Genomic DNA, 18,479 nt, shown 5'->3' with positions numbered 1-18,479 from the left:
CCTCAGCCCGCCACGGCGAGGCTGGCGAACAGGCCTTGCCCGTCCGTGCCACCCACAAGCGATTCCACGAGGTTTTCCGGATGCGGCATCATGCCGAGCACGCGGAGATTCTCCGAATAGATGCCGGCAATCGCATGGCGGGAGCCATTCGGATTCTCCCGCATGATATCACCCGAGGCATCGCAATAGCGGAAGGCAATGCGATTCTCCGCTTCGAGCCGCATCAAGGTTTCGTCGTCGCAGACATAATTACCTTCGCCATGCGCGATGCAGACCTTGATCACCTGCCCGGCCGCATACTGGCGCGTGAAGGCGGTATCGACCCGGCCAACCCGCAGATGCTGCATGCGGCAGACGAATTTCAGCCCGGCATTGCGCATCAGCACGCCCGGCAGCAGCCCCGCCTCGCAGGCGATCTGGAACCCGTTGCAGACGCCGAGCACATAGCCGCCACGCGCCGCATGGGCCCGCACCGCATCCATGATGTTGGCGCGCGCGGCAATCGCACCGGTGCGCATGTAATCGCCATAGGCGAAGCCGCCCGGCAAAACGACGAGATCGGTGCCCGCCGGCAGGTCATGGTCGGCATGCCAGCTATGGATCACCTCGGCCCCGGCCATCCGGAGCGCGCGGGCGATGTCGCCATCGCGGTTGGTGCCGGGAAAGGTGATGACAGCGGCGCGCATTACCCCAGCACCTCGACCGTGTAATTCTCGACCACGAGATTGGCGAGCAGCTTCTCGCAGGCCTGCTTGAGCAGGGCCTCGGCGCGGCTCCTGTCCTGGGTGGCGATTTCGATATCGAACACCTTGCCCTGGCGGACGCTGTCGATCCCCTCGAGGCCGAAGCTCTTCAGCGCGCCTTCGATCGCCTTGCCCTGCGGATCGAGAACGCCGTTCTTCAGGGTCACCGTCACGCGCGCTTTCATGGCATCCTCGTCTGGCAGACTTTCCGCGGCGGCGGCCCGGAAACAAAACGGGACGCCTGATGGCGTCCCGATTAATCGCTTGTGCGGCGCGAAGCAACCCGGAGCGGGGGTTACTGCACCAGTTTCGGCCCGGAGGATTTCGGATTGTCGCCCTCGGTCAGGATGCCGAGGCGGCGCGCCACTTCGGAATAGGCCTCGATCAGCCCGCCCATGTCGCGGCGGAACCGGTCCTTGTCCATCTTGTCGGCTGACTTGATGTCCCAGAGCCGGCACGAATCCGGCGAGATCTCGTCGGCGACGACGATGCGCATCATGTCGCCCTCGTAGAGCCGGCCGCATTCCATCTTGAAGTCGACCAGGCGGATGCCGACGCCGAGGAACAACCCGGTCAGGAAGTCATTGACACGGATGGCAAGCGCCATGATGTCGTCGATTTCCTGCGGCGTCGCCCAGCCGAAGGCGGTGATGTGCTCTTCCGAGACCATCGGGTCGTTCAGCTTGTCATTCTTGTAGTAGAATTCGATGATCGAGCGCGGCAACTGCGTGCCTTCCTCGATGCCGAGGCGCTGCGACAGCGAGCCCGCGGCGACATTGCGCACCACAACCTCGAGCGGCACGATCTCGACCTCGCGAATCAGCTGCTCGCGCATGTTCAGCCGGCGGATGAAATGCGTCGGCACGCCGATCGCATTGAGCTGGTTGAAGATGTACTCGGAGATGCGGTTGTTGAGCACGCCCTTGCCATCGATCACTTCGTGTTTCTTGGCATTGAACGCGGTCGCGTCATCCTTGAAATGCTGGATCAGCGTGCCCGGCTCCGGACCTTCAAAGAGGACCTTCGCCTTGCCCTCATAAATGCGACGGCGACGATTCATCGGGATGTACCGTGGTTTCATGAAATCCATTGGTGCCGTGGCTCCTTTTCTGAATGAGCGCCGGCAACGGCGATGGCTCGGGGGATTTTGGCGCAACGTCGCGTCGGTAAAGCCCCCGGCTGATCCGGACCCTAGCCGATCCGGCCTGCGGTTACAATGTTGCGACGCCGAATAACCGGATTTAACAACCATTGATTTCCGGGCATCGGATCCCTATTCCCAAGCACAGCCCGATCGTGCGTGCCCCGCACCGGAGGCTCAGCGTCCCTTTGGCCTAACGAGAGAAACCCTGACATGACGACATTCGACAATCGCAAGGATGCCGCCGAGAAGAAGTTCGCGCATGACGCGGAGCTCCAGTTCAAGGCCGCTGCCCGCCGCAACAAGCTGCTGGGCCTCTGGGTCGCCGGGCAGCTCGGCAAGGACGGCGCCGATGCCGAGGCCTATGCCAAGACCGTGGTCATGGCCGATTTCGAGGAAGCCGGCGACGACGATGTCTTCCGCAAGGTGCGCGCTGATCTCGATGCCGCGAAGCTCGATGTATCGGACCACGTCGTCCGCCGCACGATGGACGAACTGATGGCGAAGGCCATCGAGGAAATCCAGGCCGGCACCTGACGACGCCACCGGCCTTTTGGGGCTGGTCAGCATTTCAAATCTCGGCATGATGGGCGCCTCCCTCCCGGGTGGCGCCTTTTTGCTGCCCTCCCTTCCCGATCACGGCCAGCGCGCCTGCACTCGCCCGGATCGACCGAACCTGGACGCCGTCATGTCTGCCAACCCGATCCTCTCCTTCGCCCGGCGCCTCCATGCCGGCCCTGCCTCCTTCTGCGCCTGGTCCGGCATGCGCGATCCCGCCATTATCGAGGCCCTTCTGCGCGAAGGCTTCGATTGCGCCGTCCTCGACTGGCAGCACGGCTTCCATGATTTCTCGTCGATCCAGGCCGGAATCCTCGCCGCCCATGCCCATGGCGCCGCCGCGATGGTGCGGATCGGCGTCGGCCAGTTCGCCGAGGCGGCCCGCTTTCTTGACTGGGGCGCCGCCGGCATCATCGCCCCGATGATCAATTCGACGGCCGATGCGAAGGCCTTTGTGGACTATGTGAAATACCCGCCGAAGGGCGCCCGCTCCTGGGGGCCGGCCCGCGCGGCCAACCTCACCCGCACCGCGCCGATCGAACATCTGCACGGCGCCAATGGCTTCACGCTCGCCATCGCCATGATCGAGACCAAGGAGGCGCTCGCCGCCCTCGACGATATCCTCGCGGTCGAGGGGATTGATGGCGTACTGGTCGGCCCGTCCGATCTTTCCATTACCCTGACCGGTGGCGAAACCGTCGATGCCGCCCATCCGCTGGTCGACGAGGCACTGACCCGCGTCGCGGCCTCGGCCCGAGCGCGCGGCAAGCTCGCCTGCGCCTTCTGCATGGACGGCACGCGGGCAGCCGAACTCGCCCAGCGCGGGTATCACCTGCTCTCGATCGGGCAGGATCAGATCCTGCTGCGCCTCGCCGGCCGGCAGGAACTGGCCAAGGCGAAGCTCGGCCTGCCTGCCGCCGGGAAGGGCTCGGGCTACTGAGCCCGCCGCCCCGCCTCAGCGCAGGTTCTGCGCGAGGAAGAGCCCGCCATGATGCAGGCCGCCGGCATCGATCCCGTGGGCGGTGCCGACGGAGAGATGCCACTGGCAGGGAATCTCGGCCTTGCCGAGCTGGTCCATCGCATCGAACAGCGCATCGACCGGGATGATCTCGTCCCGGTCACCATGGACGAGCAGGATCGGCGGCTTGCCCTTGGCCTCGGCCTGGAGATGCTCCGGTCCGACGAGATGGCCGGAATAGCCGATGATCGCCCCCGGCATCGCGGCGCGGCGCAGCCCGACATGCAGCGCCATCATCGCGCCCTGGCTGAACCCGACCAACGCCATCCGGTTGGGCGCGAGCCCGGTCCGGGCAAGCTCCTGGTCAAGGAAGGCCGCAAGATCGGGCCCGGCCTGCTGGCAGCCGCGCCAGCGTTCGGACGGATCGCGCATGGTCAGCGGCCACCATTGCCGGCCGGTCGGGGCCATGCCGCAGGGCTCGGGGGCATGCGGCGAGACGAAGGCCGTATCGGGCAGGAGATCGGCCCAGCTCTGGCCGAGATCGATCAGGTCATTCCCGTCCGCACCATAGCCGTGCAGGAACACGACCAGCGAACGCGTCGTGCCGGATTTCGGCTTCAGGCGCGGACCATCAAGCGGGCGGGGCATGGCAGACCTCGGCAAGCAATCCCGGAAGCGGGCATGCTCTCCCTTCGCCGAAGACAGCGCGGCGCGCAAGAGGCCGGCATCACCGGGTCAGGCGCATGGCACCGGCGCGGCGGCAGATCTGTCAATGACGGCGGTTCTGGTTGAACACCATGAGCGCGACCAGCGGTTCCGCCACCGCGCCGAATACCGCCTCGACAGCCGCGATGCCGCCGGCGCTGACCCGCTCCACCTCGCTCCGGGCCGCCTCGATGCCGAGCAGGCTGACGAAGGTGCCCTTGCCGGCGGCAGCATCCTTGGCGACGGCCTTTCCCACCAGGGCGGCATCACCCTCGACATCGAGAAGGTCATCGCGGATCTGGAAGGCGAGGCCCAGAGCCTCGCCATACCGGGTCAGCGCGTCACGCTGCTGCGGTGTCGCCTCCGGCGCCATCAGCGCCCCGGCCTCGACAGCGAATCGGATCAGCGCGCCGGTCTTCAGCGCCTGAAGGTGCCGGATCGCCGCAAGGTCCAGTGGCTTCGGCTCGGCCTCGAACCGGCCTTCCGCCGCGAGATCGAGCAATTGCCCGCCGACCATGCCGTCAATGCCGGAAGCCCGGGCCAGGGCGGAGACAAGGCCCACCTTCACCGCCGGCGGCAGGGCGACATGGTCCGAGGCGACCATCTCGAAAGCCAGCGTCAGCAGGCCATCCCCCACAAGGATCGCGGTCGCCTCGTCATAAGCGCGATGCACCGTCGGCTGGCCACGGCGCATGTCGTCATTGTCCATCGAGGGCAGGTCATCATGGACCAGCGAATAGCAATGAATCGCTTCCAGGGCGGCCGCGACCTGCAGCGGGGCCTCGCCGGTCACGCCGAAGAGCCGGGCCGATTCCAGCACCAGATAGGGCCGCATCCGCTTGCCGCCGGCAAAGGCGGCATGGCGCATCGCCGCGACCAGGCGCGGCGGCCGGCCCGGCCGGTCAAGCCAGCCGGCAAGGCAGGCATCGACCGCGCGGGCATGGCTGTCGAGCCGGCCGGCAAGGGCGGAGAGGATGGCGTCGGTTTCGGTCATGCGATACTTCCGGCTGGCGAGACATTCCGGGCGGATCCGGCCCCGTTCCGATTAAGCGCGAATCCGCCACGGCAACAAGCATGACGTTTTGGGCTGGCTTTTCCCGTCGAAAGCGATTATGGACCGCGCTTCACGATTATCCCGGATCGAAAATCTGGCAGGTCCGCCAAGCGGACATCCGCAGGAGTTGAGAAAATGGCTGTTCCGAAAAAGAAAGTCTCGCGCATGAAGCAGGGCCACCGCCGGTCGGCCGATGCGCTGAGCGCCCCGAGCTATATCGAGGACAAGAATTCCGGCGAACTTCGCCGCCCGCATCACATCGACCTGAAGACCGGCATGTATCGCGGCCGCCAGGTTCTGACTCCGAAGACCCAGGCCTGACGTTCCGCCCCGCAAGGGGTCGTGACGCGGCGTTTTCGAAATCCAGCCCGCAGCGTTTGCTCGCTGCGGGTCTTTTCGTGTGCCCGGCAGGGTCCCGGCCGGCCCGTTCAGACGGTCTCGACGAGCCGCAGGAACGAGAGCGGCCGCGCCGAGGGCCGGCTCGCCAGCGCGGAGCCATAGGCGTTCAGCCGCTGCTCGGCGAGATCGCGCCGGCCGAGCGCCTTGCGCAGGTCGGCATCGCCGCCGACCAGCATCTGGACAAGGAAGGCCGGCTGGCGCCTTTCCTCGCGCGGGGCACGGGGCTGGCGCGGCGCCTGCCCCTGGCCATCGCGGGACGGGTTCTGCCCGCTCTGGCGGCCGAATGTTTCAGAATGATACGGAACGAGGGCTTTGATCGTGCTCATGCCCCAACACCGGCAAGGGCCATGCCAGCGACGCGCCCGGCTTAGCCAAACCTTTACCCTTGGTCGGCATAGTTCCATCGCTGCGGTTCCGGCCCGTTGACGGCCATGCTGCGCGATATCGGGATTGAGCAGGGGCCGGACCGGCACATGAACACGCAGAATGGCCTTCGGCCGGATCCCGCCGACCCAGCCGCGGAACTGTCACCGGAGGCCGCCACCGGCGGCTTCGATGTGGCCCATGCCGGTACCGATCTCGGCGAGGCGACCTATTCCTGGAATATCGAGACCGACCACGTGACCTGGAGCGTCGATGCGGCGCGGATCTTCGGTGTCCGGGATCTCGCGCCACTCAGCACCGGCACCGTCTTCGCAACGCTGGTCGACCAGGCGAGCCCCGCCTCCCGCCATGCCGAGATCTTCGAGAGCGAAGGCCGCGACCCCGGCACAGGCGTCAATTTCTCCGCCCGCTACCTTGTGAACCCCGCGCCGGGCACCCGGTTCTGGATCGAGGATAGCGGCCGCTGGTTCGCGAACGAAGCCGGACGGCCCCGCCTCGTCCACGGCGTCTGCCGGCGCATCCTCGCGCCGACCGCCGAGGAGATGGCGCTGGTGACCAAACGCCATTACGACCCCGCGACCGGCGCCCTCACCCGCGCCGATTTCTGCAACGCCCTCGCCCATGCGATCGACGGCACCGCGAAGGATACGCGCGGCCTCGTGCTGTTGATGGTGGCCATCAACGACCTTGCCCAGCTGAACCGGCAATATGGCTACCAGGTCGGTGACGAAGTCATCGCTGCGATCGTCCGGCGCCTGCGCGGCATGATCCGCCGCCGCGATACGCTCGGCCGCTACGCCACCAACAAGATCGGGCTGATCCTCGCGCCCAGCCTGGCCGAACACATGGATTTCGTGGCCAACCGCCTCGCCTCGGGCATCCGCTCGCAGCCGATCGAGACCAGCGCCGGATCGATTTCGGTCTCGGTCCATATCGGCGGCGTCGCCGTTCCGCTGGAAGCGAAGACGACGATGGAAGCCCTCCATGCCTGCGAGGAAGCCCTGACCGATGCGGGCGAGCGCGGCGACACCACCTTCGTGGCCTTCTCCCGCAATCCCGATATTGCCTCGCAGCGCTCGACCAACCGCGAATCGACCGATCTCGTCCTCTCGGCGCTGAACGAGCGCCGGATCCGCCTCGCCTTCCAGCCGATCGTGTCCTCGAAGACCGGCGATATCGCGATGTACGAATCGCTCGTGCGCATGGTCACGCCCGAGGGCGAATGGCTGGGCGCCTCGCAGATCGTGCCTGTTGCGGAACGGCTCGGCTTCCTGCATCTCGTCGACCACCGCGTGATGGAACTCGCCATCGAGACGCTGCGCGAGCGGCCGGACATCACCCTCACCTTCAATGTCGGGGTCGACACCGCTCTCCACCATGACTGGATGGCCGCCTTCCGCGCACAGATCGCGCTGGATCGCAGTGTCGCCGAACGCCTGATCGTGGAGATCACCGAGACCTCGCTCATCGAGGATATCAATGCGGCACGCAGCCTGATCGAGGGGATCAAGGAATGCGGCGCCCGCGTCGCCATCGACGATTTCGGTGCCGGCCATACCTCGTTCCGCAACATGCGCCTGCTGCCGATCGACATCCTCAAGATCGACGGCACCTTCATCAAGAATCTCGCCCGCTCGGCGGATGACCGGTTCTTTGTGCAGACCCTGCTGCAGCTCGCCCGTCACCTGAAGATCGAGACGGTCGCCGAATGGGTGCAGGACGAGGAGACAGCCTCGCTGCTCACCTCCTGGCGGGTCGAATACCTGCAGGGCGATTTCCTCGGCACGGCGATGGATGGCATGCCCGCCCGGAAAACCGAAGCGCCGGCGCGGCGCCTCGCCTGAAGGCGAGGGCCAGCCCCGTCAGCCGCCATTGATTCGCGCCGCCGCCTTTCCCCCTGGTGGAGAGGGCAGCCCGAGGCCGGGTTCGGGGCGCCGGGCGCGATCAACAGGGCCGCGCGAACGCCTTACTTGCCCTTCTTGCGGGCCGGGTCGGCCTCCGCCTCACCGGGCTTGCCGGCGGCGAAGGGCGTGAAGGCCCGCATGGCCTCCTGGAAAATCGCCATGTTGTTGCGTACCTGCTCCTCCATGGCCGCGGCCATGGGGTTCTGGCCGAACGCACTGGCCGTGAAGGCATTGGTGCCGAAGCCCTTGGCGAATTGCTCACGCAGCTTCTGCTGGTCGGCCATGAACTGGCCGAGGGAGAATTCGAGATAGCGTGGCACCAAGGCCTGCATGTTGTCGCCGTAGAACTGGATCAGCTGGCGCAGGAACGCGATGGGCAGCAGGAACTGGCCCTTGTTCTCCTGCTCGAAGATGATCTGCGTCAGTACGGAGCGGGTGATGTCCTCGCCCGTCTTCGCATCGGTCACCTGGAATTCCTCGCCCTGGCGGACCATAAGCGCCAGGTCCTCCAGCGTCACATACGAGCTGGTGCCCGTATGATAGAGGCGCCGGTTCGCGTATTTCTTGATGACCGTCGGTTCTTTCGAGCCCTGCTCCGCCATGCCGTCTCCCTGTGCCGGTTCTGCGCCACGCCACGCACTCGCTCTGCGAACATAGTGGCCCAGGCGGCACCTATCACGCAAACGCAACGTTCGTATGCCCTTCTTACTCTTGTTTCTGGCTTGACGATAGTTTCTTGGCAAGTCTGATAGAGGGAACAGTCAAGCCCGTAGCCTGATGATCAGGTCGGGCCAAAACGAGGCGAGGAGAGCCAAATGTCGAAATCGATTGTCATCGCGAGCGCGGCCCGGACCCCCGTCGGGTCCTTCAATGGCGCTTTCGCCGAAATGCCCGCGCACCAGCTCGGTGCCCTCGCCATCCAGGGCGCACTGGACCGCGCCAAGGTTTCCGGCGAGGAAGTCGACGAAGTGATTCTCGGCCAGGTTCTCTCGGCCGGCCAGGGCCAGAACCCGGCCCGCCAGGCGGCGATGGCCGCCGGTATTCCCCAGGAAAAGACCGCCTGGGCGCTGAACCAGCTTTGCGGTTCGGGCCTGCGCACCGTGGCGATCGGCATGCAGCAGATCGCCAATGGCGATGCGCGGATCATCGTGGCCGGCGGGCAGGAATCCATGACGCTGTCGCCGCATGTCTCCTATCTGCGCGCCGGCACCAAGATGGGCGACATGAAGATGCTCGACTCGATGCTGAAGGACGGCCTGCTCGATGCCTTCCACGGCTATCACATGGGCACCACGGCCGAGAATGTCGCCGCCAAATGGCAGCTCACCCGCGACGAGCAGGATGCTTTCGCCGTGGCCTCGCAGAACAAGGCCGAGGCCGCCCAGAAGGCCGGAAAGTTCAAGGACGAAATCGTCGCCGTGACCGTGAAGACCCGCAAGGGCGACATCGTGGTCGAGGCCGATGAATATCCCCGCCATGGCGCCACGCTCGACGGCATGGCCAAGCTGAAGCCGGCCTTCTCGAAGGATGGCACCGTCACCGCCGGCAATGCCTCGGGAATCAATGACGGCGCCGCCGCCGCCGTGCTGATGAGCGAGGAGGAGGCCGCCCGCCGCGGCATCACCCCGCTGGCCCGGATCGTCTCGTGGGCCACCTGCGGCGTCGACCCGGCCATCATGGGCACGGGCCCGATCCCCGCTTCCCGCCGGGCGCTGGAAAAGGCCGGCTGGAAGGTGTCGGATCTCGATCTGGTCGAGGCCAACGAGGCCTTCGCGGCGCAGGCGCTCGCGGTCAACAAGGATATGGGCTGGGACCCCTCCATCGTGAACGTCAATGGCGGCGCCATCGCCATCGGCCATCCGATCGGGGCTTCGGGCGCCCGCATCCTGAATACCCTGCTTTTCGAAATGCAGCGCCGGGGGGCCAAGAAGGGTCTCGCGACGCTCTGCATCGGTGGCGGCATGGGCGTCGCCATGTGCGTCGAGCGTTGATTACTTATATTTTTCAGGAGATTGAATGGAAAAGACGACAACGCTGTATCGCTTCCTGACCGGACCGGATGATGCCAGTTTCTGTGATCGCGTCAGCGAAGCGCTCAGCCGGGGCTGGCAATTGCATGGCAGCCCCAGCCTGACCTACGATGCCGGGCGCAAGCAGGTCATCGCAGGCCAGGCGATCATCAAGGTCAGGGCCGGTGGCTATTCGCCGGATCTCGATCTGAAATCCGAATAGGCGGAAAATCCCGCCAGAACGACCGGGCGGGGGCAACCCCGCCCTTCTCATCGGCGAGGGGCCTTCCCGCAAGGGCCGGCCTGCCCGTCGCACCAACCAGACGCTGTCCGGGCGCGAAGAACCGGCAGCAAAAAAGGCCGCAGCGTTCGAGGAGGAACATCATGGCACGGGTAGCATTGGTTACGGGGGGTTCGCGCGGGATCGGCGCCGCCATCTCGAAGGCCCTCAAGGCGGCGGGATACACGGTGGCGGCCAGCTATGCCGGCAATGACGAAGCCGCAGCGGCTTTCACGAAGGACACCGGCATCCCGACCTACAAATGGGATGTCTCGGATTTCGATGCCTGCGCCGCCGGCGTGGCGAAGGTCGAGGCCGAGCTCGGCCCGGTCGACGTGCTGGTCAACAATGCCGGCATCACCAAGGACGGCATGTTCCACAAGATGACGAAGGACCAATGGTATGGCGTCATCAACACCAACCTCAATTCGCTGTTCAACATGACGCGCCCGGTCTGGGAAGGCATGCGCGCCCGCAAGTTCGGCCGCGTAATCTGCATCTCGTCTGTCAATGGCCAGAAGGGCCAGATGGGCCAGGTGAATTACTCCGCCGCCAAGGCCGGCGATATCGGCTTCGTCAAGGCCCTCGCCCAGGAAGGCGCCCGCGCCGGCATCACCGTCAATGCGATCTGCCCCGGCTATATCGCCACCGAGATGGTCCGCGCGATTGATCCGGCCGTGCTGGAAAAGGCCATCCTGCCGCAGATCCCGGTCGGCCGCCTCGGCGAGCCGGAGGAAATCGCCCGCGCGGTGGTGTTCCTCGCTGCAGACGAAGCCGGCTTCATCACCGGCTCGACCCTCTCCGCCAATGGCGGCCAGCTGATGAGCTGAGGCTCAGGCCAGATCGGCAAGAACGGCTTCGTGGTCCACCAAGAAGCTGGTCTTGCCTTTCTGCCCGATCCGATGGCCTTCCGCTTCGAGGAAGGCCGCCTGGAGCCGGATCCCGCCGGGATATTTCGGGTTCAGCGCCCCGTCCGCGCGCAGGGCCCGCCAGAACGGCGTCACGGCTTCCGCCCCCAGCTCCCGCATTTCCAGCGCCGCCCGCGCGGCAAGACCGATGAAGATCGCCGTCGAGACCGGACAGGCGATGGTCGTGCCGTGCCGGCGCGCGAGACAGTGGCGGATATCGTCGAGCGTCGTGACTCGGCCGGGCGGCACCTGCCGGAGAATGGCATCGACCTCGCGCGGGGTCGAGACGATCATCGAGGCGCCGGGCGGGCCCCAATGCCGGACGCCCTCGGGCAGGGTATCGACCCGCTTGGGCCGCCGTTCCTTCTGCATCTGCTCGATTGCTGATCTCGCCATGGCTCCTCCTGCCGGATTTCTCTGAATCGCGCCGATCCTGCCGCGAAGGCGGCGTCCGGACAACGGGCCTTTCGGGCGCTGATTTCTATCTCCGGTTGAGCACCGAAAGCCGCGCCGGCTCCCGCCGCGCGGATAGGGAAGGAAAGCGGGGTTCCGCTGGCCTCGTCGCCAGTTCGGACAATGGGAGGGGGTGGGCGTGAACCGGCCCGGAAGGCAGGGCGGAACCCCGTTCCGGCGGGGGCTGCGAGATCTCGCGGCTTCCCCCGCCGTTTACCGCAGGGAGGGACGGTCCGGATCCGGCCCTGATCCTGCGGCAATGCAGCGAGAATAACCCCGTCCCGGGTTCCGGGGAAAACCGGCCGCTCCGGGCGGGCACGGAAAATCCCACGCCTCTGAAACATTTTCGGTTTTCAGCCCAGGACGCACAGGGGCGTACGCTGCCGCGACATTTTCTGTCGCGCCGGGCTTTTCAGCCGGCAGCGGCGCGCGTATCCCCTCCGTCATGACCAAGCCTGATCGTGCGGCCAAACCGGCCCTTTCCCTCCCCACTCTGGCCGGCCTCGGCGCCATCCTGCTCTGGGGCCTTCTCGCCCTGCTGACGGCCTCGACAGCCGGCGTGCCGCCTTTCCTGCTCACGGCGCTGACCTTTGCGATCGGCGGCGGGCTCGGCCTCATCGTCCTGGCCCTGCGCGGACAGCTCGGCCGGCTGCGCCAGCCAGCCGGCGCCTGGGCGCTCGGCGTGGGCGGGCTCTTCGGCTACCATGCGGTCTATTTCGCCGCGCTGAAATCCGCGCCTCCGGCCGAGGCGAGCCTCATCGCCTATCTCTGGCCGCTGCTGATCGTGCTGTTTTCCGGCCTGCTGCCGGGCGAGAAGCTGGGAATGCGCCCGGTTTTCGGCGCGATTGCCGGGTTTGCCGGCGTGCTGCTGCTGGCCCTCGCCAAAGGCGGGATCGGCGCCGGTGCGGCGGTTCCTTGGCTGGGCTACGGGCTGGCCCTCACCTGCGCCTTCCTCTGGGCCGGGTATTCCGTGCTCTCGCGCCGCTTCGCCGAGGTGCCGACAGAAGCGGTGGTCGGCAACTGCCTCGTGACGGCCCTGCTCGCCGGCCTCGCCCATCTCGCGCTGGAACCGGCCGGCCTGCCGCAGGGTGCGGGCGCGTGGATGGCGATCGTCGCGCTCGGGCTCGGCCCGGTCGGTGCGGCGTTCTTCCTCTGGGATATCGGGATGAAGAAGGGCGATATCCGCTTCCTCGGCACGGCCTCCTATGCGGCGCCGGTCATCTCGACGCTGGCGCTGGTCGCGGCGGGCCGGGCCGAAGCCGGCTGGCCTCTCGCCCTGGCATGCCTGCTCATCGTCGGCGGCGCGGTGATCGCAAGGCCGCGCTGAACCTCAGCGCTTCCGACGCCAGTAGGCGGCCGAATAGACCGGCACGAAACCCAGCGAGCCATAGAGCCCCTGCGCCACCTCGTTTTCGCTGGCGACCTGCAGGAACATCCGTTTCGCCCCGGCCTGGTGCGCCCAGGCAATAATGCCCGCCACCAGCCGGCGGCCATGGCCCTTGCCGCGTTTTTCCGGGTCGACCATGACCGATCCGAATTCCGCCATGCCGCGATCGACCGAAACCAGCGCATAACCCACCGGCTCGCCATCCTCGACCAGCGTGGCGAAGCGGGTCGGCACGCGGATATTGCTGACAATACCCTGCAGGGCCTGCACATCGCGCTTCGCGCCGCTCTGCCAGCGGCAGGCCCCTTCCAGCCAGTCAGCCGCCGGCAGCGTTTCAAGCTTGAGGCCGGAGGGGATTTCCCCGGGCAGGACGTCGCCGATCATGCCGATCGAGCCATCCTCGGCCGCATAGCCATCCTGTTCCAGCATCCGCATCACGGCGGGGCGGACCAGCGGCGAGAGCCGGATCGAAGGCGGCAGGCCGGCCGCATTGTAGAGGCATTCGATATGCCGCAGGGTCTCGGAATCGAGATTGCTGGCCGGCTTGACGCAGCAGGCGGAATTGGCGCGGCCGGAATAGCCCTTCGCGAACCGGCAGAGCCAGTCTCCCACCAGCACGGTCTGGTGGCTCGGCCAGCAATTGATCAGACGTTCCTCGCAGGCCTGCACATCGCCGAGGCCCCCGAACAAAGCCGCGCTCATGCCCGGCCTCCCGGCTTGCGCGGGGTCGGCCGCCAGTCCGGCGGGGCCATCTCGAACCCGTCGAAGGTGAAGCCCGGCGCGACGGTGCAGCCGACAAGCGTCCAGGCGCCCAGTGAGGTCGCGCTCTGCCAATGGCCCTTCGGCACGATGATCTGCGGCCGCTGGCCTGCCTCGAGCACCGGGCCGAGATGCTGCGCCACCGCATCATGGCCGTTCGGGCTGATCGTGATGACCATCGGCGCGCCGGCATAGTAATGCCAGATCTCGGCCGCATCGACGCGGTGCCATTCCGACACCTCGCCCGCCTCGAGCAGGTAATAGATTGCCGTGCCGACGGAGCGCCCCGCCGCATCGGCATCGGGATCGCGGAACGTCTCTCGGAAATGCCCGCCTTCCGGGTGCGGCTGCAGCCCGAGCTGGGCAATGATCGCGCGTGCGGTGAGCACCGTCTGGCTACCGTCGGACATGCCCGCCCCTCAGAACCGGTTCTTGGCTTCGCGCAGGGCGGCGAATTCCGCGAGGTCCTTCGCCCTGACGAACACATTCGTCGCCCGCTCCGCGCCGATCGTCGTCGGCAGCGTGAAGTCACCCGCCGCGCGCTGCGCCTCGACCTGCGCGAGGCGGGCGGCGATGGCCTCGTTCTCCGGAGCGATATGGGCGCAGAAACGGGCATTCGAGAGCGTGTATTCATGCCCGCAATAGACGCGCGTTTCCTCCGGCAGCGCGGCGATCCGCATCACCGAGGCATGCAGCTTCTCGATGGTCGATGTCAGCACCCGGCCGCAGCCCATCGCGAACAGGACATCGCCGGCAAAGAACACGCCATCGCCAGCGAAATGATAGGCGACATGGTCCTCGCAATGGCCTGGAACATGCCAGACCGCCGCCTTCAGTGCGCCGACCTCGACGGTGTCCCCCTCGCCGACATAGCGATAGGCCTGCGGCACGGCCTCGCGCGCCAGCGCCGGCGCGATCACCATGGCGCCATGCGTGGCGACAAGGGCGGGGATGCCGTCGATATGGTCGGCATGCTGGTGTGTCACGAGGATGAGATCAAGCGTCCAGCCCCGCCGCTTCAGCGCCGCCTCGATCGCCCCGGCATCCGGGGCATCGATCGCCGCGACCTTGCCTGTGGCAGGATCGCGGATCAGCACGCCGTAATTGTCCGACCGGCACAGAAACAGTTCGATATCCACGCGTCCAATCCCTCATCGACAGGTCCGTCCCGCTCTGGCAATGCTTGAGCGTCACGGCTTCGCCGTCCCTTATCATAAACCATTCGTAATCATGCAACTCGATGTCGTCGATCTGAAATCCTTCTACGGCAGCCCGCTCGGCACGGTTGCGCGGGAGATGATCCTGCGCCGGGTCCGGCAGCGCTGGGAGGATCTCGCCGGGCTCGCCCTGCTCGGCCTTGGCTATGCGACGCCCTATCTCGACACCCTGCGCACCGGCACCGAACGCACCATCGCCTTCATGCCCGCACGGCAGGGTATCATCGCCTGGCCGCCGGGCCAGCTCTCGGCGGTCAGCCTCGTCGAGGGCACCGACCTGCCCCTGCGCGACCAGGTGGTGGACCGCGTGCTGATGATCCATGCGCTGGAAACCTCGGATGATCCCGCCGCCCTGATGAGCGAGATCTGGCGGATCCTGGCGCCAGGCGGCCATGTCATGCTGGTGGTGCCGAATCGTCGCGGCCCCTGGGCCCGGCAGGACACGACGCCCTTCGGCCATGGCCAGCCCTTCTCGAAGCGACAGGTGACCGAATTGCTGCGCCAGGCCCTGTTCACGCCCACCCATTGGGACGAGGCGCTGTTCGTGCCGCCGATCCAGCGCGGGTTTTTCCTGCGCACGGCGCTGGCCTGGGAGCGGCTGGGCACCAGCCTGCCGCTGCCCTTCGGCGGCGTCTATCTCGTGGAGGCGACCAAGCAGGTCTATCGCCCCGCACTTTCCGGCAAGGCCGCGCGGGTGCGCGGGCTGCTCCAGCCGATCCTCGTGCCAAGCGGCGGCACGGCGGCCGGCTAGGTCCGGTCCCCCTGCCGGGCGAGCCAGAAGATTCCCTGCTCGCCCATCATGTTCCAGAACCACCACGGCATCTTCACGCCCACCGGCTTGCCGGCGGCATCGAGCGCATCCGCCCGGACGATCCGCGCCTGCAGTTCGTCGGCCAGCGCGACGAAATCGCGGATCGTGCAGAAATGGATGTTCGGCGTGTTGTACCAGCTGTCCGGCAGGTTCTCCGTCACCGGCATGCGGCCATTGAACATCAGGTGGGTGCGGATGCGCCAATGCCCGAAATTCGGGAAGGAGACGATGGCGTTCCGGCCGATCCGGAGCATCTGCTCGAGCACGATCTTCGGGTTCCGCGTCGCCTGGATCGTCTGCGACAGGATCACATAGTCGAAGCAATCATCCGGGTAATCGGCAAGGTCGGTATCGGCATCGCCCTGGATCACCGCCAGCCCCTTGGCCACGCAGGCCGCGACGCCCTCGCGCGAGATCTCGATGCCGCGTGCATCGACCTGTTTGTGGCGCGCCAGGAAGGCCAGCAGCTCGCCGTCGCCGCAGCCGACATCCAGCACCCGCGTGCCGGGCCGGACCATTTCGGAGACGAGGCGGTAATCGGAACGCAGGGCTTCGCTGCTCATGCCGCACCTCCGGGAATGCCGCGCGCGCTCGCGGCGGCGTTGAGGAAGCCGCGCGTCGTCGCGAAAAGGTTGGGCTCTTCCAGCAGGAACGCGTCATGGCCCTTGTCGCTCTCGATCTCGACGAAGGAGACCGAAGCGCCGGCCGCGTTGAGCGCATGGACGATTTGCCGGCTATCTGCTGTCGGGAACAGCCAGTCCGAGGTGAAGGACACGAGGCAGAACCGCGTCCGCGTGTTGCGGAAGGCCGCGCCGAGCGAGCCGCCATTATCGGCCGCGAGGTCGAAGTAATCCATGGCCCGGGTCAGGTAGAGGTAGGAATTGGCGTCAAACCGCTCGACGAACGAAATCCCCTGGTGACGCAGGTAGGATTCAACCTGGAAATCCGCATCGAAGGAGAAGGTCGGCGCCTCGCGGTCCTGCAGCTTGCGCCCGAATTTCCGTTGCAGGGCCGGCTCGGAGAGATAGGTGATATGCGCCGCCATCCGCGCCACGGCAAGGCCCTTGACCGGGCGCGCGCCCTCCTGCTGGTAGCGGCCGCGCCGCCATTCCGGATCGGCCATCACCGCCTGCCGGCCCACTTCATGGAAAGCGATGTTCTGGGCCGAATGCTTGGCGGCCGACGCGATCGGCATCGCCGCGAACACGCGGTCCGGGAAGAGCGACGCCCAGGCCAGAACCTGCATCCCGCCCATCGAACCGCCAACCACGGCGAGCAGCGTCTCGATGCCGAGATGGTCGATCAGCCGGGCCTGCGCGCGGACCATGTCCGAGATGGTGAGCACGGGAAAGCCGGTGGCGAAGGCCTCGCCCGTCTCCGGATTGGTCGAGGCCGGGCCGGACGAGCCCATGCAGCCGCCGATGACATTCGAGCAGATGACGAAGAAACGATCCGTATCGATCGGCTTGCCCGGGCCGACCATGGAAATCCACCAGCCGGCCTTGCCGGTCACAGGATGGACATTGGCAACATGCTGGTCACCCGTCAGCGCATGGCAGATGAGGATGGCGTTGGTCCGGTCGGCATTGAGCGTGCCGTAGGTCTGGTAGGCGATCTGCACCGGCGCGAGGCTGGCGCCGGATTCAAGCACCAGCGGCGCGTCCGCGCCGAGGCGCAGGACGAGGGAATGCGGTTCATCCGCTTCGTGATGGCGCTGGTTCATGCGCTGGCTGCCCTGCTCCCGTCGGTCGGAAAATTCGATTTTCCGGACTATTCCTGTTTAAAGGATAATATCGTTCGAATAAACGAACAAGAGGGTAGGATGTCTTCCCCGCATCGCCCGCCCGCTTGCTCTGCCGGCAAGAGACGCCTTATGCAACAGGAGAGGCCTTATGCAAGTCCGCCGGCCCTGTCACGGCCGGCAAGGGGAGGAAGTCCATGTCCGCTGCCGCGCCGCCGCTCGCCCATCTGCGCCAGGAGATTGACCGGATCGACGGCGTGATCCATGCCGCCCTTGTCGAGCGCGGCGAGATTGTCGGCCAGGTGATCGCAGCCAAGAACGCGGCCGGCGATACCGGCTCGGCCTTCCGCCCCGATCGCGAGGCCGACCTGATGCGCCGCATCGTGCTGAAGGCGCCGGGACGCTGGCCGATCGACGCGCCGGAGAATATCTGGCGCGTCATCGTTGCCACCTCGACCTTCACGCAGGTGCCCTATCGCGTCCATGCCGATCTCTCGGGGGGCGATGTCGCCATCCGCGAGAGCATGCGCTTCCATTTCGGCTTCACCGTGCCCTTCGTGCCGGCAGAGGATTCCCGCGCGGTGATCGCGGCCGTGGCGGCCTCGCTGGGTGATCTTGGCATGTTCCGGATCGACCAGTCCGCCACGCTCGGCGCCTGGTGGAAAGGGCTGGAACACCCGGCCGCGCCGAAAATCATCGCGCGCCTGCCCTTCGCCGAGCGGGCGGACCACCCGGTCGGCCTGCCGGTCTTCGTGATCGCCCGGCCGCAGAAGGAGGGCCTCGCCCGCGAGACCATCCTCGCCTCGGTCCGGGCGGAACGCTGGCGCCAGCCGGCACTGGAGGCCCTTGCCGCGCTCGGCGCGGAACTGGTTGCCTCGGCCGGCGATGCCAATGGCGCCAATCTTTTGATCGCCCATCCGGCGGAAGTCTCCGCACAAGGATTGACGGACGCGCTGGAAGGGGCGAAATGCGCGCCGTCGCGCTATATCGAGATCGGCTGCCATGCCCGGCGCTTTCGCCTCGGCAGCGGGTCCTGATCCTGCGCATCCCTGAAGGAGTGAAGGCCGT

At 66.6% G+C, this 18,479-nt stretch carries 23 protein-coding genes; 10 read left to right on the top strand and 13 right to left on the bottom strand.

What is annotated here, in order from left to right:
* Window positions 1-2: 2 nt before the first annotated feature.
* The 3 genes from purQ to purC all read right to left on the bottom strand — a co-directional run bounded on the left by purQ (window position 3) and on the right by purC (window position 1,833).
* Window positions 3-686: a phosphoribosylformylglycinamidine synthase subunit PurQ gene (gene purQ, locus P0652_RS04595; RefSeq protein WP_284177592.1), complete on the bottom strand. Its 684-nt coding sequence runs from the start codon at window positions 684-686 to the stop codon at window positions 3-5.
* Complete coding sequence (gene purS / locus P0652_RS04590) at window positions 686-928, bottom strand: phosphoribosylformylglycinamidine synthase subunit PurS (protein WP_284177591.1); 243 nt, start codon at window positions 926-928, stop codon at window positions 686-688. The genes purQ and purS overlap by 1 nt, the downstream gene beginning before the upstream one ends.
* A gap of 110 nt (window positions 929-1,038) precedes the next feature.
* Window positions 1,039-1,833, bottom strand: coding sequence for a phosphoribosylaminoimidazolesuccinocarboxamide synthase (purC, locus tag P0652_RS04585; RefSeq protein ID WP_284177590.1), 795 nt, complete (start codon window positions 1,831-1,833; stop codon window positions 1,039-1,041).
* Window positions 1,834-2,097: 264 nt separating this feature from the next.
* Here purC and P0652_RS04580 point away from each other — a divergent pair, with 264 nt between their 5' ends.
* Window positions 2,098-2,421, top strand: a complete 324-nt coding sequence (locus tag P0652_RS04580) for a DUF1476 domain-containing protein (RefSeq protein ID WP_284177589.1) — start codon at window positions 2,098-2,100, stop codon at window positions 2,419-2,421.
* Window positions 2,422-2,572: 151 nt separating this feature from the next.
* On the top strand, window positions 2,573-3,382 hold the full coding sequence (locus P0652_RS04575) for an HpcH/HpaI aldolase family protein (protein WP_284177588.1): 810 nt from the start codon (window positions 2,573-2,575) through the stop codon (window positions 3,380-3,382).
* A gap of 15 nt (window positions 3,383-3,397) precedes the next feature.
* On the opposite strand, the gene P0652_RS04570 is transcribed toward P0652_RS04575, so the two are convergent.
* Together P0652_RS04570 and P0652_RS04565 are read right to left on the bottom strand one after the other, a co-directional pair.
* Window positions 3,398-4,048: an alpha/beta hydrolase gene (locus P0652_RS04570; protein WP_284177587.1), complete on the bottom strand. Its 651-nt coding sequence runs from the start codon at window positions 4,046-4,048 to the stop codon at window positions 3,398-3,400.
* Window positions 4,049-4,169: 121 nt separating this feature from the next.
* On the bottom strand, window positions 4,170-5,099 hold the full coding sequence (locus P0652_RS04565; protein ID WP_284177586.1) for a polyprenyl synthetase family protein: 930 nt from the start codon (window positions 5,097-5,099) through the stop codon (window positions 4,170-4,172).
* 195 nt (window positions 5,100-5,294) lie between these two features.
* On the opposite strand from P0652_RS04565, the gene rpmF reads away from it, so the two are divergent.
* Complete coding sequence (gene rpmF, locus P0652_RS04560; RefSeq protein ID WP_284177585.1) at window positions 5,295-5,480, top strand: 50S ribosomal protein L32; 186 nt, start codon at window positions 5,295-5,297, stop codon at window positions 5,478-5,480.
* A gap of 107 nt (window positions 5,481-5,587) precedes the next feature.
* Here the strand turns inward: rpmF and P0652_RS04555 are convergent, their stop codons facing one another.
* Entirely contained in the window at window positions 5,588-5,884 is a 297-nt protein-coding gene (locus P0652_RS04555; RefSeq protein WP_284177584.1) for a hypothetical protein, read from the bottom strand.
* A gap of 147 nt (window positions 5,885-6,031) precedes the next feature.
* Between P0652_RS04555 and P0652_RS04550 the strand changes: the two genes are divergently transcribed.
* A complete protein-coding gene (locus tag P0652_RS04550; RefSeq protein WP_284177583.1) occupies window positions 6,032-7,786 on the top strand; it encodes an EAL domain-containing protein in 1,755 nt (584 codons plus the stop codon).
* A 122-nt stretch (window positions 7,787-7,908) separates the two neighbouring features.
* Here the strand turns inward: P0652_RS04550 and phaR are convergent, their stop codons facing one another.
* Window positions 7,909-8,448, bottom strand: a complete 540-nt coding sequence (gene phaR, locus P0652_RS04545; protein WP_284177582.1) for a polyhydroxyalkanoate synthesis repressor PhaR — start codon at window positions 8,446-8,448, stop codon at window positions 7,909-7,911.
* 213 nt (window positions 8,449-8,661) lie between these two features.
* On the opposite strand from phaR, the gene P0652_RS04540 reads away from it, so the two are divergent.
* The 3 genes from P0652_RS04540 to phbB all read left to right on the top strand — a co-directional run bounded on the left by P0652_RS04540 (window position 8,662) and on the right by phbB (window position 10,965).
* Window positions 8,662-9,837 carry an acetyl-CoA C-acetyltransferase gene (locus tag P0652_RS04540; RefSeq protein ID WP_284177581.1) on the top strand — a complete coding sequence of 392 codons (1,176 nt, stop codon included), beginning with the start codon at window positions 8,662-8,664 and terminating at the stop codon, window positions 9,835-9,837.
* A gap of 25 nt (window positions 9,838-9,862) precedes the next feature.
* A complete protein-coding gene (locus tag P0652_RS04535) occupies window positions 9,863-10,078 on the top strand; it encodes a DUF1737 domain-containing protein (RefSeq protein WP_284177580.1) in 216 nt (71 codons plus the stop codon).
* Window positions 10,079-10,239: 161 nt separating this feature from the next.
* The gene (phbB, locus tag P0652_RS04530; RefSeq protein ID WP_284177579.1) at window positions 10,240-10,965 is read left to right on the top strand and encodes an acetoacetyl-CoA reductase; all 726 of its coding nucleotides are present in this window, start codon (window positions 10,240-10,242) and stop codon (window positions 10,963-10,965) included.
* A gap of 3 nt (window positions 10,966-10,968) precedes the next feature.
* On the opposite strand, the gene P0652_RS04525 is transcribed toward phbB, so the two are convergent.
* The gene (locus P0652_RS04525; RefSeq protein ID WP_284177578.1) at window positions 10,969-11,439 is read right to left on the bottom strand and encodes an MGMT family protein; all 471 of its coding nucleotides are present in this window, start codon (window positions 11,437-11,439) and stop codon (window positions 10,969-10,971) included.
* A gap of 502 nt (window positions 11,440-11,941) precedes the next feature.
* Here P0652_RS04525 and yddG point away from each other — a divergent pair.
* Entirely contained in the window at window positions 11,942-12,823 is an 882-nt protein-coding gene (gene yddG, locus P0652_RS04520) for an aromatic amino acid exporter YddG (protein ID WP_284177577.1), read from the top strand.
* Window positions 12,824-12,826: 3 nt separating this feature from the next.
* Here the strand turns inward: yddG and P0652_RS04515 are convergent, their stop codons facing one another.
* Genes P0652_RS04515 through gloB form a run of 3 tightly spaced genes read right to left on the bottom strand, consistent with a single transcriptional unit; the run spans window position 12,827 to window position 14,781 of the window.
* Window positions 12,827-13,585, bottom strand: a complete 759-nt coding sequence (locus tag P0652_RS04515; protein WP_284177576.1) for a GNAT family N-acetyltransferase — start codon at window positions 13,583-13,585, stop codon at window positions 12,827-12,829.
* Entirely contained in the window at window positions 13,582-14,052 is a 471-nt protein-coding gene (locus P0652_RS04510; protein ID WP_284177575.1) for a cupin domain-containing protein, read from the bottom strand. Before P0652_RS04510 ends, P0652_RS04515 begins: the two co-directional genes overlap by 4 nt.
* Window positions 14,053-14,061: 9 nt before the next feature.
* Window positions 14,062-14,781: a hydroxyacylglutathione hydrolase gene (gloB, locus tag P0652_RS04505; RefSeq protein WP_284177574.1), complete on the bottom strand. Its 720-nt coding sequence runs from the start codon at window positions 14,779-14,781 to the stop codon at window positions 14,062-14,064.
* Between the two features lie 91 nt (window positions 14,782-14,872).
* Here gloB and P0652_RS04500 point away from each other — a divergent pair, with 91 nt between their 5' ends.
* On the top strand, window positions 14,873-15,610 hold the full coding sequence (locus P0652_RS04500) for a methyltransferase domain-containing protein (RefSeq protein ID WP_284177573.1): 738 nt from the start codon (window positions 14,873-14,875) through the stop codon (window positions 15,608-15,610).
* On the opposite strand, the gene metW is transcribed toward P0652_RS04500, so the two are convergent.
* Both metW and metX read right to left on the bottom strand, forming a co-directional pair.
* Window positions 15,607-16,233 (bottom strand): methionine biosynthesis protein MetW, encoded by a 627-nt coding sequence (gene metW, locus P0652_RS04495; protein WP_284177572.1) that lies wholly within the window; start codon window positions 16,231-16,233, stop codon window positions 15,607-15,609. The genes P0652_RS04500 and metW overlap by 4 nt on opposite strands.
* Window positions 16,230-17,393 carry a homoserine O-acetyltransferase MetX gene (metX, locus tag P0652_RS04490; protein ID WP_284177571.1) on the bottom strand — a complete coding sequence of 388 codons (1,164 nt, stop codon included), beginning with the start codon at window positions 17,391-17,393 and terminating at the stop codon, window positions 16,230-16,232. Before metX ends, metW begins: the two co-directional genes overlap by 4 nt.
* A gap of 215 nt (window positions 17,394-17,608) precedes the next feature.
* On the opposite strand from metX, the gene P0652_RS04485 reads away from it, so the two are divergent.
* Window positions 17,609-18,448, top strand: coding sequence for a chorismate mutase (locus tag P0652_RS04485; protein ID WP_284177570.1), 840 nt, complete (start codon window positions 17,609-17,611; stop codon window positions 18,446-18,448).
* The last annotated feature ends 31 nt before the right edge of the window (window positions 18,449-18,479 follow it).

The organism is Rhabdaerophilum sp. SD176 (assembly GCF_030143245.1).
In the GTDB taxonomy this organism is placed as follows: Bacteria; Pseudomonadota; Alphaproteobacteria; order Rhizobiales; family Beijerinckiaceae; genus Rhabdaerophilum.
This window is presented reverse-complemented; position numbering and strand designations above follow the sequence as displayed.